The sequence below is a fragment of the Cupriavidus sp. D39 genome (genome assembly GCF_026627925.1).
Classification (GTDB): Bacteria; Pseudomonadota; Gammaproteobacteria; order Burkholderiales; family Burkholderiaceae; genus Cupriavidus; species Cupriavidus ulmosensis.
This window is the reverse complement of sequence record NZ_JAPNLE010000009.1, coordinates 5,252,572-5,268,433: the sequence shown is the minus strand read 5'-3', so window position 1 is coordinate 5,268,433 and position 15,862 is coordinate 5,252,572. Positions and strand designations below refer to the sequence as shown.

At 65.3% G+C, this 15,862-nt stretch carries 11 protein-coding genes and 3 pseudogenes; 3 read left to right on the top strand and 11 right to left on the bottom strand.

The window, feature by feature from the left end:
• Positions 1–209: 209 nt before the first annotated feature.
• The 6 genes and pseudogenes from OMK73_RS36645 to phaC form a co-directional block, all read right to left on the bottom strand.
• Entirely contained in the window at positions 210–566 is a 357-nt protein-coding gene (locus tag OMK73_RS36645; RefSeq protein WP_267606285.1) for a helix-turn-helix domain-containing protein, read from the bottom strand.
• 3 nt (positions 567–569) lie between these two features.
• Positions 570–873, bottom strand: a pseudogene (locus OMK73_RS36640) (type II toxin-antitoxin system HigB family toxin).
• A 266-nt stretch (positions 874–1,139) separates the two neighbouring features.
• Complete coding sequence (phaR, locus tag OMK73_RS36635; RefSeq protein ID WP_006155938.1) at positions 1,140–1,691, bottom strand: polyhydroxyalkanoate synthesis repressor PhaR; 552 nt, start codon at positions 1,689–1,691, stop codon at positions 1,140–1,142.
• A gap of 398 nt (positions 1,692–2,089) precedes the next feature.
• Positions 2,090–2,830, bottom strand: coding sequence for a 3-ketoacyl-ACP reductase (locus tag OMK73_RS36630; RefSeq protein WP_043345337.1), 741 nt, complete (start codon positions 2,828–2,830; stop codon positions 2,090–2,092).
• A gap of 117 nt (positions 2,831–2,947) precedes the next feature.
• Positions 2,948–4,129 carry an acetyl-CoA C-acetyltransferase gene (locus OMK73_RS36625; RefSeq protein WP_267606284.1) on the bottom strand — a complete coding sequence of 394 codons (1,182 nt, stop codon included), beginning with the start codon at positions 4,127–4,129 and terminating at the stop codon, positions 2,948–2,950.
• Positions 4,130–4,218: 89 nt separating this feature from the next.
• Positions 4,219–6,012: a class I poly(R)-hydroxyalkanoic acid synthase gene (phaC, locus tag OMK73_RS36620; RefSeq protein WP_267606283.1), complete on the bottom strand. Its 1,794-nt coding sequence runs from the start codon at positions 6,010–6,012 to the stop codon at positions 4,219–4,221.
• A 383-nt stretch (positions 6,013–6,395) separates the two neighbouring features.
• On the opposite strand from phaC, the gene OMK73_RS36615 reads away from it, so the two are divergent.
• Positions 6,396–6,665 (top strand): hypothetical protein, encoded by a 270-nt coding sequence (locus OMK73_RS36615; protein WP_267606282.1) that lies wholly within the window; start codon positions 6,396–6,398, stop codon positions 6,663–6,665.
• Between the two features lie 14 nt (positions 6,666–6,679).
• On the opposite strand, the gene pgeF is transcribed toward OMK73_RS36615, so the two are convergent.
• Both pgeF and OMK73_RS36605 read right to left on the bottom strand, forming a co-directional pair.
• Positions 6,680–7,471 (bottom strand): peptidoglycan editing factor PgeF, encoded by a 792-nt coding sequence (pgeF, locus tag OMK73_RS36610; protein ID WP_267606281.1) that lies wholly within the window; start codon positions 7,469–7,471, stop codon positions 6,680–6,682.
• A complete protein-coding gene (locus tag OMK73_RS36605) occupies positions 7,461–8,771 on the bottom strand; it encodes an RluA family pseudouridine synthase (RefSeq protein ID WP_420715636.1) in 1,311 nt (436 codons plus the stop codon). Before OMK73_RS36605 ends, pgeF begins: the two co-directional genes overlap by 11 nt.
• Between OMK73_RS36605 and OMK73_RS36600 the strand changes: the two are divergent.
• Positions 8,695–9,526, top strand: a pseudogene (locus OMK73_RS36600) (outer membrane protein assembly factor BamD). The gene OMK73_RS36605 and the pseudogene OMK73_RS36600 overlap by 77 nt on opposite strands.
• Before the next feature lie 113 nt (positions 9,527–9,639).
• On the opposite strand, the pseudogene OMK73_RS36595 reads toward OMK73_RS36600, so the two are convergent.
• The 3 genes and pseudogenes from OMK73_RS36595 to OMK73_RS36585 all read right to left on the bottom strand — a co-directional run bounded on the left by OMK73_RS36595 (position 9,640) and on the right by OMK73_RS36585 (position 13,054).
• Positions 9,640–11,816 (bottom strand): annotated as a pseudogene (locus tag OMK73_RS36595) (ATP-dependent DNA helicase).
• Positions 11,817–11,883: 67 nt separating this feature from the next.
• Positions 11,884–12,087: a DUF465 domain-containing protein gene (locus tag OMK73_RS36590; RefSeq protein WP_267606279.1), complete on the bottom strand. Its 204-nt coding sequence runs from the start codon at positions 12,085–12,087 to the stop codon at positions 11,884–11,886.
• A 145-nt stretch (positions 12,088–12,232) separates the two neighbouring features.
• Positions 12,233–13,054: a hypothetical protein gene (locus tag OMK73_RS36585; RefSeq protein ID WP_267606278.1), complete on the bottom strand. Its 822-nt coding sequence runs from the start codon at positions 13,052–13,054 to the stop codon at positions 12,233–12,235.
• Positions 13,055–13,254: 200 nt separating this feature from the next.
• Between OMK73_RS36585 and OMK73_RS36580 the strand changes: the two genes are divergently transcribed.
• Positions 13,255–15,624 carry a Tex family protein gene (locus OMK73_RS36580; RefSeq protein ID WP_267606277.1) on the top strand — a complete coding sequence of 790 codons (2,370 nt, stop codon included), beginning with the start codon at positions 13,255–13,257 and terminating at the stop codon, positions 15,622–15,624.
• Positions 15,625–15,862: the final 238 nt, after the last annotated feature.

The window sequence follows — 15,862 nt, the reverse complement described above, 5'->3', positions numbered from 1 at the left end:
GGAAAGAACCCGAAACCGACCGCTTGGACGGGCTTAGCCTCGGCGGGAAGCGCGTGGCCTGTATCTTGGATTGCGGAGGGCATTGGGATTCGCGCTGTACTAGGCGAGTCCGCTGTATGAATCGCCACATTTGAGAGGGGTAGACAGCGTGATGATGCTACGCGCTACCCGGATGCGGGGATTTTAACCGATCGACCGGGCGAGGCAGGTCAGCCGATCAAGACGTCTGCCGGGATCTTCAATTCCTGATTGAGGCGCCGGATCATCGCAAGGCTGAGGCCTCGCTTGCGGTTGAGCACCTCATACACCCGATTCAGGTTTCCGAAATATGGCTGCATATCGCGCGCAGTCAGGCCACCTTGCTCCATCCTGAAGCGAATTGCCTCGATTGCGTCCGGGTGCTCAAGCGGAAAATGATCCGCCTCATAGCGCTCGATCAGGGTTGCCATGATCTCCAGGCGATCCCCTTCCGGGGTGCCGGGAGCCGGATCGATATCCACGAGCGCCGACACGTCGGCCAGCGCCGCCTGATAGTCATCTTCAGTGTGCAGAGGTCGAATGTCCATGCGTTACTCCAATTCCACGGTTGCCGCATCGGCCCGGTCATACTCGGCGTGTGTCCCGACGAACTTCACATACACAACGCCCACGCGGTATGCAACTGCGACGATCAAGCGGTACTTATTGCCGCCGATGTTAAACACCACACGATTGCTACCGACGAAACTGGCCGACGCGTAGCGGTCGCTTGATGTCTTGCGGGGTCGACCATCGCGCCTGGATGGCCTCCTCATGCCACGCCAGCAGCGGCTGCTTTGCTCCCGGGTGCTTCTCGCAGAACATCAGCAGATTTCGTTTCGCAATGATTCGCATGGGCAGATTATAGTCCCAAAATGGGACTATACCAAAACCGAGTCGAACCAGCCAATCAAGTGGCACGAAGCCCGCTTTGAGCAAAGCGGGACCCATGGAATTCTAATGGTGGAATACGCGGTGTCGGGGGGCTAGTGGCTGTACGCCAGAGGAGGGGGACGCCCGACTCCTGGGCTCATCCTGGGCAGGCCCGGGCAACCGAACAGCTGCGCTGTCGCCCTGCCATGCGATACCGCGCCGCCATGTCATGGCGGCGTGCGCCAGCCTTACTTCTTGTCCGGCTGATTGAACGGGAACGTGCCAAACATGTTCTTGGCCTGGCTTTGCATCTGCTCCTGCATCTGCACGAACAGGTTCTTGCTCTGCTCGATGTAGTTGCTCATCATCCCCTGCATCATCGGGCCCTGCATGTTCATGAACTGAGACCACATGTCGGGGCTGAAGGGCTCGCCGGAGTACAGGCCCTTGGAGTTCTCGGCCAGCTTGCTCTGGATGTCGATGAAGGCCTGGATGTTCTTCTCCAGGTAGGTGCCCATCATGCCCTGCATCGCATGGCCGTAGTAGCGGATGATCTGCGACAGCATGGAGCTGGAGAACATCGGCACGCCGCCCGTCTCTTCTTCGAGAATGATCTGCAGGAGGATGCTGCGCGTGAGCTCGTCGCCGGACTTGGCGTCGATCACCTTGAAGTCTTCGGTATCCATCACGAGCTGCTTGACGTCGGCTAGCGTGATGTAGGTGCTGGTCTGCGTGTCGTAGAGCCGGCGGTTTGGATACTTCTTGATCAGTCGCTCTGCGCCTTTCTTGGTGGTAGCCATCGTGCTCTATCCTTTTATCGTCGCTGTTGCATGCTGCTGCACCGCATGCTGTGCGGTGCGCAAATACGAAGACCGCCAGCGGGGGATACAACGTGTTGACCTGCAACGCATGATCTATTTTGGTGCGGGCTAGCCGCTGCCCTGATTCTATGCCCAACTAGGCACTATTGAAAGCCGGACCCGTTAAGGAAAACCCGCACGGGGCAATGGATTGCGGGAGTTTGGGGACAGGATTGCGGCCCGAGGCCGGCGCGTTGGTGCGGTGCGGGGTGTGCGATGCAATATTGTTGCGGGGTAGCAGGCTTTTCGAGCGGCCGCAATAATAAAAAAGGTCCTCCGCAGAGGACCCTCCCACGACAAAAAGCCACCCTGGGAAACCGGGGATGGCTCGTCGTCCATCACCCCATGTGCAAGCCGCCGTTCAGCGAGAAATCCGCACCCGTCGAGAAGCCCGACTCTTCGGATGCCAGCCACGCACAGATCGAGGCGATTTCTTCCGGCGCGCCCAAGCGCTTGACCGGAATCGTGCCGACGATCTTGTCCAGCACGTCCTGGCGGATCGACTTGACCATATCGGTGGCGATATAGCCCGGCGATACCGTGTTCACGGTCACGCCCTTGGTCGCCACTTCCTGAGCCAGGGCCATGGTGAAGCCGTGCAGGCCAGCCTTGGCGGTGGAGTAGTTGGTCTGGCCGAACTGGCCCTTCTGGCCGTTGACCGACGAGATGTTGACGATGCGGCCGAAGCCACGATCCGCCATGCCGTCGATGACCTGCTTGGTCACGTTGAACAGCGAGGTCAGGTTGGTGTCGATCACGGCATCCCAGTCGGCGCGCGTCATCTTGCGGAACACCACGTCGCGCGTGATGCCGGCGTTGTTGATCAGGATGTCGACCTCGCCCACTTCGGCCTTGACCTTGTCGAACGCAGCCTTGGTCGAATCCCAGTCGGCAACATTGCCTTCCGAGGCGACGAAATCGAAGCCCAGGGCCTTCTGCTGCTCGAGCCATTTTTCACGGCGCGGCGAGTTGGGGCCGCAACCGGCCACGACCTTGTAGCCATCCTTGGCCAGACGCTGGCAGATGGCCGTTCCAATGCCACCCATGCCACCGGTTACGTATGCAATGCGCTGAGTCATATCTACTCCTTGATGGCTAGTTTTTATTGACGCCGGCGGCGGGAAGCCCTCCCCTGCGCCGGCACACCCCTCAGACCAGCTTGCCCGCTTGTTCGTTGCGGCAAGCCCGGCAAAACGTCACTTGCGTTCCACGGCCAGCGCCACGCCCATGCCGCCGCCGATGCACAGCGAGGCCAGGCCCTTGCGGGCGTCGCGGCGCTTCATTTCGTGCAGCAGCGTGACCAGCACGCGGCAGCCCGACGCGCCGATCGGGTGGCCAATGGCAATGGCGCCGCCGTTGACGTTGACCTTGGACGTATCCCAGCCCATCTGCTTGTGCACGGCCAGGGCCTGGGCGGCGAAGGCTTCGTTGATTTCCATCAGGTCGAGCTCTTCCACGCTCCAGCCGGCGCGCGACAGGCAGCGCTTGGACGCGGGCACCGGGCCCATGCCCATCACCTTGGGGTCGACACCGGCGGTGCCGTAGGCGCGGATCGTGGCCAGCGGGGTCAGGCCGAGTTCCTTGGCCTTGGCTGCCGACATGACCACCACCGCGGCGGCGCCGTCGTTCAGGCCCGAGGCATTGGCGGCGGTCACGGTACCGGCCTTGTCGAAAGCGGGCTTGAGGCCAGCCAGCGCGTCTTGCGTGACGCCGTGGCGCACGAACTCGTCGGTGGCGAACATCACCGGGTCGCCCTTGCGCTGGGGAATCGGCACCGGCACGATTTCCTCGTCGAACTTGCCGGCCTTCTGCGCGGCTTCCGCCTTGTTCTGCGAACCGGCCGCGAACTCGTCCTGGGCTTCGCGCGTGATGCCGTATTCCTTGGCGACGTTCTCGGCGGTGACGCCCATGTGGTACTGGTTGTAGACGTCCCACAGGCCGTCAACGATCATGCTGTCGACCAGCTTGGCGTCGCCCATGCGGAAGCCGTCGCGCGAGCCCGGCAGCACGTGCGGTGCGGCGCTCATGTTTTCCTGGCCACCGGCGACAACGATCTCGGCATCGCCCGCGGCAATCGCGTTGGCGGCCAGCATCACGGCCTTCAGGCCCGAGCCGCAGACCTTGTTGATGGTCATGGCCGGCACCATCACGGGCAGGCCAGCCTTCAGCGCTGCCTGGCGCGCCGGGTTCTGGCCGGAGCCGGCCGTCAGCACCTGGCCCATGATCACTTCGCTGACCTGCTCGGGCTTTACGCCGGCACGCTCAAGGGCAGCCTTGATGACGATGGCGCCCAGCTCGGGCGCGGGAATCTTGGCGAGCGAGCCGCCGAACTTGCCCACCGCGGTACGGGCAGCGGATACGATGACGATGTCAGTCATTGGGAGGTCCTCTCCAGTTGGATGCAAATCAGGGGTGAAAGTGGCCGGCTGCCCCGCAAGGCGCCGGCCCGGACAATTCCGGACAATTCCTATGCTTTCGCCTTGACGTAGCGGCCCGGTGCCGGCTCGATGGCGCTGTAGTCCTTGTTGCCGTACTCGGCGGGGGCCGCTTTGCGCGCGCCTGCGTGCTTGGCCAGCCAGGCCGCCCAGTCCGGCCACCAGCTGCCGGCATGCTCGGTGGCGCCGTCGAACCACTCCTGCGCCGAAGCCGGCAGCTTGTCGTTGGTCCAGTGGCTACGCTTTTTCTTGGCCGGCGGGTTGATCACGCCGGCGATATGGCCCGACGCGCCCAGCACGAAACGCAGCTTGTTCTTGAGCAGCCCGGTCGAAGCGTAGGCCGACATCCAGGGCACGATGTGGTCTTCACGCGAGCCGTAGACATAGGTCGGCACATCGATGCTGCCCAGGTCCACCGGCGCGTTGCACACGGTCAGCTTGCCCGGCTCCTTGAGCTCGTTCTGCAGGTAGGTATGGCGCAGGTACCAGCAGTACCAGGGCCCCGGCAGGTTGGTGGCGTCGCCGTTCCAGAACAGCAGGTCGAACGGCACCGGCGTATTGCCTTTCAGGTAGTTGTCGACGACGTAGTTCCAGACCAAGTCGTTGGGGCGCAGGAAGGAGAACGTGTTGGCCAGTTCCACGCCGCGCAGCAGTGCGCAAGGCGTGCCTGCCGCGCCACCCAGGGTGGCTTCGCGCAGCTTGACGTGGGCTTCGTCGACGAACAGATCCAGCACGCCGGTATCGGCAAAATCGAGTAGCGTGGTCAGCAGCGTCAGGCTGGCCACGGGGCGCTCGCCGCGCTTGGCCAGCACCGCCAGCGCGGTGGAAACGATGGTGCCGCCCACGCAGAAGCCCAGCACGTTGATCTGGTCCTGGCCGCTGATCTCGCGCGTGACTTCGATGGCGCGGATGGCGGCATGCTCGATGTAGTCATCCCAGCTGAGTTCGGCCATCGAGGCATCGGGATTGCGCCAGGAGAGCATGTAGACAGTATGGCCCTGCTCCACCATGTAGCTCACCAGCGAGGTCTGCGGCTGCAGGTCGAGGATGTAGTACTTGTTGATGCAGGGTGGCACCAGCAGCAACGGGCGCGCAAACACCTTGTCGGTGACCGGCTTGTACTGCAGCAACTGGAAGTAAGCGTTTTCGTAGACCACCGCGCCTTCTGTCACGGCCACGTTGCGGCCGACTTCGAAGGCGGATTCGTCGGTCTGCGAGATCTTGCCGCGGCCAAGGTCTTCCAGCATATTACGCACGCCAATCCGCAGCGATTCGCCGCCCGACTCGATCAGCTTTTTCTGCGCCTCCGGATTGGTGACGAGGAAATTGGCCGGCGACATGGCGTCGACCCACTGCGAGATCGCAAAGCGGATGCGCTGGCGGGTCTTGGCATCGGCCTCGACCGCGTCGGCCAGCTCATTCATGGCGCGCGCATTGATCAGGTAGAAAGCGGCCGCGTAGTGGAACGCCGCGCTGCTGCGCCAGGCATCGCCGGAAAAGCGGCGATCGGCCAGGGCCGTGGCGGGATTGGCGCCGCCCTCCGCCATGCTTCGCCAGAGCGCGGTGAAGTCCTTCATGTAGCGTTGCTGGATGTCGGCCAGTTGATCGGGCGCGATCTTCACGCCCGCCATGGCGGAACCCTTCAACGCCTCGAAACCGGGGATAACGGGCATGCCAGGCATGCCCTGCTGGGTCGTCGCACCGTTAGCCTGTGCTTGACGGGACCATTCCAGCCATGTCGCTGGATCAAATGGCCCCGAAGCAAATGAAAACGGTTGGGACTTGTCTTCCTCGGTGGAAGCTGCCGCACCTTTGCCGGTTGCCATGATGTTTCGTCTCTCTGCCGTCACTTATTTGAAAGCTGGCTGGGCGGCGTACCACCACCGCGGGGCTCTCCCCCGCCGCCAGCCTCGGAACCGGCCCGCGCTGACATCCTCGGCTGGTGACGTCATGCGGTATGCTTGCCGGGCACGCCGCGCCGCGGAATCGGATCAGATCGGATCATCGCGACGAAGCCTGCGAATGCCTGCCAGCACACTGCCTTGCAGTGCATTCGAGGCCATTGTTGCCTTGCAATGTTATGCCTGTCAATGCGGAAAGATGCGCGGACCGGCGCTAACCGCAAAATGCGCTCAGCGCGAACCTGCGAGCCTCCCTTTGGCGCCACTCCGGCGCGGGAGCAAGCATGCACGAGAAGGATGAAATTCTGATGTACATCGTTGCAATCGGTTGGCTGTATGTGGTCCTGATGATGGCCATTACCGAGCATACCGTGGTCGCGGGCCTGGCCACGTTCATCTTTTACGGCCTGTTCCCGGTGGCGATCCTGGTGTACATCATGGGCACACCCGGGCGCATGCGCCGGCGCAAGGCCGAGGAAGCGAGGCAGGCGGAGGGCGCGCAAGCGCCCTCCGGCCCCGTAGCGCCTTCGGAATCCGTGGGATCGGTGGAACCAGAAAAGCCGCCTGCCCGCGACTGATGCCGGGAAGGGGCTCAGGGGGCCAGCCAGACCAGGCTGGCCATGCGCCCCGTGACGCCGTCGCGTCGATAGGAGTAGAAACGCTGCGCGTCGCTGACGGTGCACGCGTCACCGCCGTAGACCGCGGTACAGCCGGCGCGGGCCAGGCGGATGCGGGCCAGCGCGTAGATGTCGGCGAAATACTTGCCCGTTGTGCCGGCGCGGAATGCGAGATCCACCTGCGCCGTTTCTTCGGCCCGCGCCTGGGCCAGGAAGGCCTGCCTGACCTCGGCGCCAACCTCGAAGGCATCCGGGCCGATGGCCGGGCCGAGCCAGGCCAGCCACTGGGCCTGCGCGCCTGCCTGCTCGCCCATGCGCGCCAGGGTTGCCTCGATCACGCCGCCACACAGCCCGCGCCAGCCGGCGTGCGCGGCGCCAACCACCGTGCCGGCACGGTCGCACAGCAGCACGGGCAGGCAATCGGCGGTCATCACCGCGCAAACCCGGCCAGCAGTCGTGGCAATGCTGGCGTCCGCCTGCGGGACCACGCTACCGGCGGCAAACTGGTCCTCGGTGGCAATCGCGCAGCCGTGCACCTGCTCCAGCCAGCCCGGCACGGCCGGCAGCCGCGCGGCCAGCCGTGACCGGTTGGCCGCGACCGCGGCGGCATCGTCGCCCACATGGGTGCCCAGGTTCAGCCCGCCCGGGCTGCCGTCAGCGAGGCCGTAGGGACCCTCGCTGACGCCGCCCTGGCGGGTGGTGGACAACGCGCGCACCCGCGCCGGAGCCGGCCAGTCGGGGACCAGCCAAGGCGCCTTAGTCGTCATCGCCGTATTCCCATGCACCGTCCTCGCCTTCCGTCCAGCCGTCGTCCTCGTCTTCGTCGCCGGCGCGGTCGAAATCGAGCGCTTCGATCAGCGCCTGCAAGTCATCGGGCGGCTGCGCCTCCCACGATACGGTCTTGCCCGTGGCCGGGTGCACCAGCCCAAGCCGGAAGGCGTGGAGCGCCTGGCGCGCCAGCGGCACCGGCAGCGGTGCCTTGATCGCCGGACGCTGGCCGCGCTGGGTGGCGGCGCGATGATAGACCGGGTCGCCCACCATCGGATGGCCGATCGATTCGAAGTGGACGCGAATCTGGTGGGTGCGGCCGGTTTCGAGCTGGCACATCACCATCGAGACATGGCCGCGCCCGAGCGGCACCGTGCCCAGCGTGCGGAAGTGGGTGCGCGAGGGCTTGCCGCTGTTGGTGAGCACGATCGCCATGCGGATCCGTTCGCGCGGATCGCGGCCGATCGGCGCATCGATGGTGCCGGACTCGGGCGTCTCGCCCCACACCAGCGCCAGGTAGCTGCGCTTGACAGTACGCGCCTGCAGCTGGCGCACCAGGTCGGTCTGCGCGGTCAGCGTGCGGGCCACCACCATCAGCCCGGACGTTTCCTTGTCAAGCCGGTGGACGATGCCCGCGCGCGGCAGGCTTGCGGCCTCCGGGTAGCGGTGCAGCAGGCCGTTGAGCACGGTGCCGCCCCAGTTGCCGGCGGCAGGATGCACCACCAGGCCGGCGGGCTTGTCGATGACCAGCAGCGTGGCGTCCTCGTACACGATGTTAAGCGGCACGTCTTCGGCCACGAAGGCGCGCGATTCGGCCGCCGCCTGCGGACGGACCACGACGCGCTCGCCCATCTGCACCGAGGACTTGGAACGGCGCACCTCGCCGTCGACCAGCACCGCCCCGTTCTCGATCCATTGCTGCAGGCGGCTGCGCGAGAAGCCGCTGAGGTGGCGTGCCAACAACTTATCGAGGCGCTCACCATGTGATGCGCCATCAACTTCAATCTCAACCGGCTGCATCTCCAATTCGATTGGGGATGCCTCCGCTCCCGCCTCCAGGCCGCCTAGCGCGGCCACATCGGTCAGGTCTTCCAGGTCCTCCACCTCGCTCAGGATGTCGGTTGAATCGGCAGCTTGCTGCTCGATGCCCTTGGCGGCGGTTTCCGGCAAGGGGCTTGGGCTATAATGCTTGATGCTATTTTTCATCCGGGATACGTTGCCCATGCAATTGATGAGCATGAAGCGCGCCAGCTGGCGCGCAAGAATTGGAGCGATTCTGCTCGCAGGCGGCTGCGTCATGCTATCGGCGTGCGGCCTGCTGTCGGATCAACCAGACGAAACTGCCGGCTGGTCGGCTAACAAATTATATTCGGAAGCCAAGGACGCACTAGATTCCGGCGACTTTACCCGGGCTGTGAAGCTGTACGAGAAGCTGGAGGGACGTTATCCCTTCGGCCGTTTCGCCCAGCAGGCACAGATCGATACCGCCTACGCCAACTACAAGGACGGCGAAAACGCCGCCGCGCTTGCGTCAGTCGACCGCTTCATCCAGTTGCATCCGAATCACCCGAACGTGGATTATGCCTATTACCTGAAGGGCCTGATCAAGCTTCAATGACAATTTGGGCTGGCTTGGCCGTTTTTCCGGCCAGGACCTGAGCGAGCGTGACCCCAAGGCCGCGCGCGCCGCTTATGACGCCTTCAACACGCTGGTCACGCGCTTCCCGGACAGCAAGTACACGACGGATGCTGCCGCGCGCATGCAATACATCGTGAACTCGCTGGCCCAGCACGAGGTCCATGCGGCGCGCTACTACTACCGGCGTGGCGCCTACCTGGCCGCCGCCAACCGGGCCCAGCAGGCGCTCAAGGACTATGACGGCGCTCCGGCCAACGAGGAAGCGCTGTACATCATGATCCGCTCGTACGATTCGCTGGGCATGAAGGACCTGCGCGACGATACCGCCCGCGTGATGGAAAAGAACTTCCCCAACAGCGATTACATCAAGTACGGGGAACGCCGCAAGGACAAGTCCTGGTGGGAAGTGTTCTGAAGTTCTGAACGCCAGCACAGGCACTTGAGTACGCCGGTGGCGCCAGCGCCCCGGCAACAAAAACCCGATCGCAAGATCGGGTTTTTGTTTTTGCTTGCCGCCGCGCCAGGCGGTCAATCAAGCGCGGCCTCGCCTCCGGCGTCGTCAGCCGCCGGCGCGCCTTCGCCATCGCGCAGCGACTCCAGGAAGCGGACCACCGTCTCGGCCTCGCGCGTGCGCTTGAAGGGCGGCAGGCTTTGCCAGATCTGGCGGCCGTAGGGCTTCTCCACCAGCCTGGTATCGCAGATCACCAGCACGCCACGGTCGGATTCCGAGCGGATCAGTCGCCCCGCGCCCTGCTTGAGCGTGATCACGGCGTGCGGCAACTGATGCACGGCGAACGGGCTCAGGCCCTTCTTCTGCAGGACTTCCATGCGCGCCGCCAGCACGGGGTCGTCTGGCGGGGCAAACGGCAGTTTGTCGATGATGACCAGCGAGAGCGCCTCGCCGCGCACGTCGACGCCTTCCCAGAAGCTCTGGCTGCCCACCAGCACGGCATTGCCGAGCTCGCGGAAGCGATCCAGCAATTCGGTACGGCTGGCCTGGCCCTGGACCAGCAAGGGCAACTCCAGGCCGCGTTCCGCGAAGGCCTCGTAAAGCAGGTCGGAGGCGCGCTGCACTGCCCGCAGCGTGGTGCACAGCAGGAAAGCGCGGCCGCCGGCGGCCTCGATCAGCGGCAGCGCGGTCTGCACCACGGCGTCGGTGAACTGCGGCGACTGCGGCGCCGGCAGGTCGCGCGGCACGTAGAGCAAGCCCTGGGTGGCGTAGTCGAACGGGCTGGGCAACGTCAGCGACTTGTCCTTGTCCAGGCCGAGCTGGGCCGCATAGTGCGTGAAATTGCCCTTCACGGATAGCGTGGCCGAGGTGAAGATCCAGGCGCGCGGGTGCCCTTCGCGCTGGCGCGTGAAGATCGGCGCGATCGACAAGGGCGTGCGGTGCAACTGCACGGTCTGGGAGAACACCTCGACCCAGCGCACGGTTTCCGGTCCGAATGCCGCGCTGGCCGGGGCTTTTTCATCGCCCTCTACGGCGGCCGCCGGCGGCGCCCCTTGGAATCGTTGCGCCAGGCGGCCAGCCGCTGGTCGAGCTCCACCGCGCGGCGATGGCACTGCTCCAGCGACTCGGCGCGTTCGGCCTGGCTTTCCAGCAGGGTCACGAACTCCGACAGCGCGGTTTCGAGCGCATCCAGCGTCTCGAAGAACGGCTTGCCGATGCGGGGATCCGCCTCGATCTGGCTCACCGCCAGGCGGGAATTGTCCCGGGTGAAGGCCAGGCGCAGGTCCCGCGCGGCGCGCTCAAGGGGTGCCGCGATCCGCACCCAGTCGGCGGCGTCCCGCGCATGCGAGAGGCCTTCGGCCACGGTGTCCCGCGCGAGCTCCAGCAACTGGCTGGTCGACAGGCTCTCGCCGAAAAACAGCGTGGCCGTATCGGGGAGCTGGTGCGCTTCGTCGAAGATCACCGTATTGGCAGCCGGCAGCAGCTCGGCCATGCCGGTGTCGCGCAGCACCACGTCGGCAAAGAACAGGTGGTGGTTGACCACCACGATGTCCGCCTGCTGTGCTTCCTTGCGGGCGCGCATCACAAAGCACTCTTTGTAGCTCGGGCACTCGGTGCCGAGGCAGTTGTCGCGGGTCGAGGTGACCAGCTGCCAGACCGGCGCGTTTTCCGGCACCGAGGCCAGCTCGCCCTTGTCGCCTGACGACGTGACCTTGGCAAAGCGGGCGATCTCGCGCAGCCAGGCGGCATCCTGGCGCGAAGCCAGGCGGCCCTGGATCTCGGCCCGCTCCAGGTGGTAGTGGCAGAGATAGTTGGCCCGCCCCTTGAGCAACGCCACCGATACCGGCACATTGAGCGCTTTGCGCACCGTGGGGATATCACGCAGGAAGAGCTGGTCCTGCAGGTTCTTGGTGCCGGTAGAGAGGATCACCTTGCCGCCCCACAGCATGGCCGGAACCAGGTAGGCGAAGGTCTTGCCCGTGCCCGTGCCGGCTTCGACGATGACCGTGTCCGCGCGCTCGATCGCCCCGGCCACGGCTGCGGCCATTTGCTCCTGCGCCGCGCGTGGGCGATAGCCCTCGATGCCGGTGGCCAGGGTCCCGGTCTCGGCAAAGATGGTGGCCAGTTGGGCGGCGTGCGAAGCCGCCGTGCCGGACGGCCCGGCGGCGCTGGCCGCCGGCGTCTCGGGCGAGTCGGGCGTATCAGGCGTAGCGGACTGATCAGACGGATCTGACGTTACGGTGGCGGCGGGCAGGTCTTCGGAGTCAGGCAAGGCGAGGCTTTTGGCGAGCCGCTTCAAGAGCGGCCCGGGACAAGGGGAATCAGGCGGGCACGTCCGGCTCGAGCTGAAGCTGGAGCAAGGTAATCGCATCCTTGAGCTTGAGACGGCGCTTTTTCAGTCTGCGCAGTTGCAGCTCGTCATGCGAGGCATCCGCCGCCATGCGGTCGATCAGGTAATCGAGATCGCGATGCTCGATCTGCAACTCCATGATCTGTCGCGATAAGGTATTCAGGTTGCGGTCCATCAGCTCTCCCGCTCAAGGCCGGCGCTGGGCGCCGGCGGGCCGGTACGGCAAATGACGTGGGCGCGGCCAGGTGCATCGCGCCGACGTCTGGCACCGGCTATTGTCGCCGGTATTGCCCCCGGCTGTGGGCGCGGCGTCTCGCCGCTCAGAAACCGAAGGGACGCGGCGCGGACGCCGGCCCCTGCTGCTCCTTGGCCTTGGCACGACGCTCTTCGACGTCTTTCTGCCGTTGCGCGGCATCGCGCTGCTTTTGCTCGTAGGCCTTTACATTTTCCTGCCGCTGCTTGGCCTGCTGCGCGCCCTGCTCCTGCGCGGCCTTGATGCGGGCGTCGAAATCGGCCTGCTTCTTGTCATAGGCCTGAGCATTGGCGGCGCGCTGCGGCGCATCGGCCTCGTGCTGCGCATCGCGCAGTTTCTGCTCCTGCTGCTTGCGCTCGTAGCTTTCGCGGCTGGCGCGCTCGTTGGCGTCACGGTTGGGCTGCTCCGCTTCGTACTGGGCGCGCTGGATCGCCTGTTGCCGGTCACGCTCGGCCGCCTTGAATGCGCGCTCCGCGTCACCGACCTCAAGCTCCCGCTTGCGCAGCACCTGCAACTCGGCACGCTGCGCGTCCTTGGCCTTGTCGATGCAATGCGTGACAAAGAACTTGTTGTAGCAATCGTGCTCCGCCTTGCCATAGCGATAAGTGGTCCAGGCACGCGAGTCGCTGATGGCCTTGCGTTCCGCCGCGAAATCCCGGGGCGGCGTTTGCGCCGCGGGCGCCGCGGGTGCCACGGTAGGGGCTTGCGCGGCGCCAGGAGCCGCCTGCGCCTGGCCAAGTGATGGCAGGAACAACGCCGCCAGGCCAGTGACAAGCACGGCGAGCCGCACCTGCGCGGGCAGGAAGCGGGTCGCACGGAGCACGGCCGGCGTGGCGGGGCGGTCGGGGAACGCGACCGCTTGGGCGGTCGGATGTGGCTTGACGATCATGCTTGGATTCTAACATCCGCCCCGCCGGTTGCCGCGCATGTTGCCACGCTTGTTGACATACAAGCCGGCCGGCATCCTCACGCCGCGCCACCGCCCCTGCGGGCACCCCGGGTCACGCAGGCAGCCCCCGCCCAAAGCGCCCCGCCGCGGGGCGCCAAGCTTGTGGCAAAATGCCCCGCTTTCGACCGACTGTTTTCCTGATGTCCACTCTGCCAGCTTCCGTCATGCAAAAGATCGTGTCGCTCATCGCGGCCGAACTGTCCGTCCAACCCCGCCAGGTGGCGGCGGCCGTAGAACTGCTCGACGAAGGCGCGACCGTGCCGTTCATTGCGCGCTATCGTAAGGAAGTGACCGGCAACCTGGACGACACGCATCTGCGTAACCTGGAAGAACGCCTGCTCTATCTGCGCGAGATGGAAGAGCGCCGAGCCACCATCCTCGCCTCGATCGAGGAACAGGGCAAGCTGACGCCCGAACTGCGCGCAGCCGTCGAAGGCGCAGAGACCAAGCAGGTCCTGGAAGATCTCTACCTGCCCTACAAGCCCAAGCGTCGCACCCGCGCCCAGATCGCCCGCGAATGCGGGCTGGAGCCGTTGGCGCTCGCGCTGCTGGCCGACCCCACGCTGGACCCGCAGGCCGAGGCCGCCAAGTACGTCAACGGCAACCCCACCGCCGACGGCGGCGTGCCGGACATCAAGGCCGCGCTGGATGGCGCGCGCGACATCCTGTCGGAACAGTTTGGCGAAACCGCCGAACTGCTCGGCAAGGTACGCGAGCACCTGTGGAGCAATGGCTTGGTCACCTCGTCGGTGATGGAAGGCAAGGAAGGCGCGGAAGAGGAAAAATTCCGCGACTACTACGAATACAGCGAAACCATCCGCACCATCCCGTCCCACCGCGCGCTGGCGCTGTTCCGCGGCCGCAATGCCGGCGTGCTGATGGTCAAGCTCGGCCTGGGCGAGGAACAGGACGCCATGGTGCCGCACCCGTGCGAAGGCATGATCGCGCGCCATGTCGGCATCCAGAACCAGAACCGCCCGGCCGACAAGTGGCTGGCCGATGTCTGCCGCTGGTGCTGGCGCGTCAAGGTGCAGCCGCACCTGGAAACCGAGCTGCTGACCCAGCTGCGCGAAACCGCCGAGGGCGAAGCCATCAAGGTGTTCGGCCGCAACCTGCACGAGCTGCTGCTGGCCGCGCCGGCTGGCCCGAAGTCCGTGATGGGCATCGACCCAGGCATCCGCACCGGCTGCAAGGTGGCCGTGGTCGACGCCACCGGCAAGCTGATCGACACCGCCACCATCTACCCGCACGAGCCGCGCCGCGACTGGAACGGCTCGCTCGCCACGCTGGCGCGCATGGCCAAGCAGCACAATGTCATGCTGGTCTCGATCGGCAATGGCACCGCCAGCCGCGAAACCGACAAGCTGGTACTGGACCTGATGAAGGCGTTGCCCGAGGCCAAGCTGACCAAGATCGTGGTCAGCGAAGCCGGCGCCTCGGTCTACTCCGCATCGGAGCTGGCCGCCAAGGAATTCCCGGACCTCGACGTGTCGATCCGTGGCGCGGTCTCGATCGCTCGCCGCCTGCAGGATCCGCTGGCGGAACTCGTCAAGATCGATCCGAAATCGATCGGCGTGGGCCAGTACCAGCATGACGTGAACCAGCGCGAGCTGGCCCGCGCGCTGGACGCCGTGGTGGAGGACTGCGTGAACGCCGTGGGCGTGGACGTGAATACCGCCTCGGCCCCGCTGCTGGCCCGCGTGTCCGGCCTGAACACGGTGCTGGCGCGCAATATCGTCGAGTACCGCGATGCCAACGGCGCCTTCCCCAATCGCGCCGCGCTCAAGAAGGTGCCGCGCCTGGGCGACAAGACGTTCGAGCAAGCCGCCGGCTTCCTGCGCGTCAACGACGGCGACAATCCGCTGGACCGCTCCTCGGTCCACCCGGAAGCCTATCCTGTGGTCAAGCGCATCCTGGACCATATCAAGAAGGGCCTGCCGGATGTCATGGGCAATCGCGATGCGCTGCGCGGCCTGTCGCCGACCACCTTCACCGACGAGACCTTCGGCCTGCCGACGGTGCGCGACATCCTTTCCGAACTGGAAAAGCCCGGCCGCGATCCGCGCCCCGAGTTCAAGACCGCCAACTTCCAGGACGGCGTGGAAGACATCAAGCACCTGCAGCCGGGCATGGTGCTCGAAGGCGTGGTCACCAACGTTGCCGCCTTTGGCGCGTTCGTCGATATCGGCGTGCACCAGGACGGACTGGTCCACATCTCCGCCCTGTCCACCAAGTTCATCAAGGACGCGCACGAAGCGGTCAAGGCTGGCCAGATCGTCAAGGTCAAGGTGATGGAGGTGGACGTCAAGCGCAACCGCATTGGCCTGACCATGCGCCTGGATGACGAACCCGGCCAGGGCCCGGTGCGTGCGGGCCAGACGGACCGCGGCAATGCGCCGCGCCAGGGTCAGGGCCAGCGCCCCGGCCAGGGCAAGGGCTTCGGTGGCGGCCAGCGCCGCGAGGAGCCGTCCGGCGCCATGGCGGCGGCCTTCGCCAAGCTCAAGCGCTGAGCATCGCGCGGCTGACGTAAAAAGCCCCTGTGCCATGCACAGGGGCTTTTTTCTTTCAGCGGGCGGTCAAGGCGATGTTCTTCGCATGGCAATCGGCATTGCGAACCACATAGTTCACCAGCAGGTGCCACGCCAGATGCGCCCACTGCTGCAGCGCGCTACGCGACAAACATCAACCAAAAAACGATGCCCGAGGGCTACAAAATCTCGATATCAAAGAATTTTGCAGCCCTCGGGC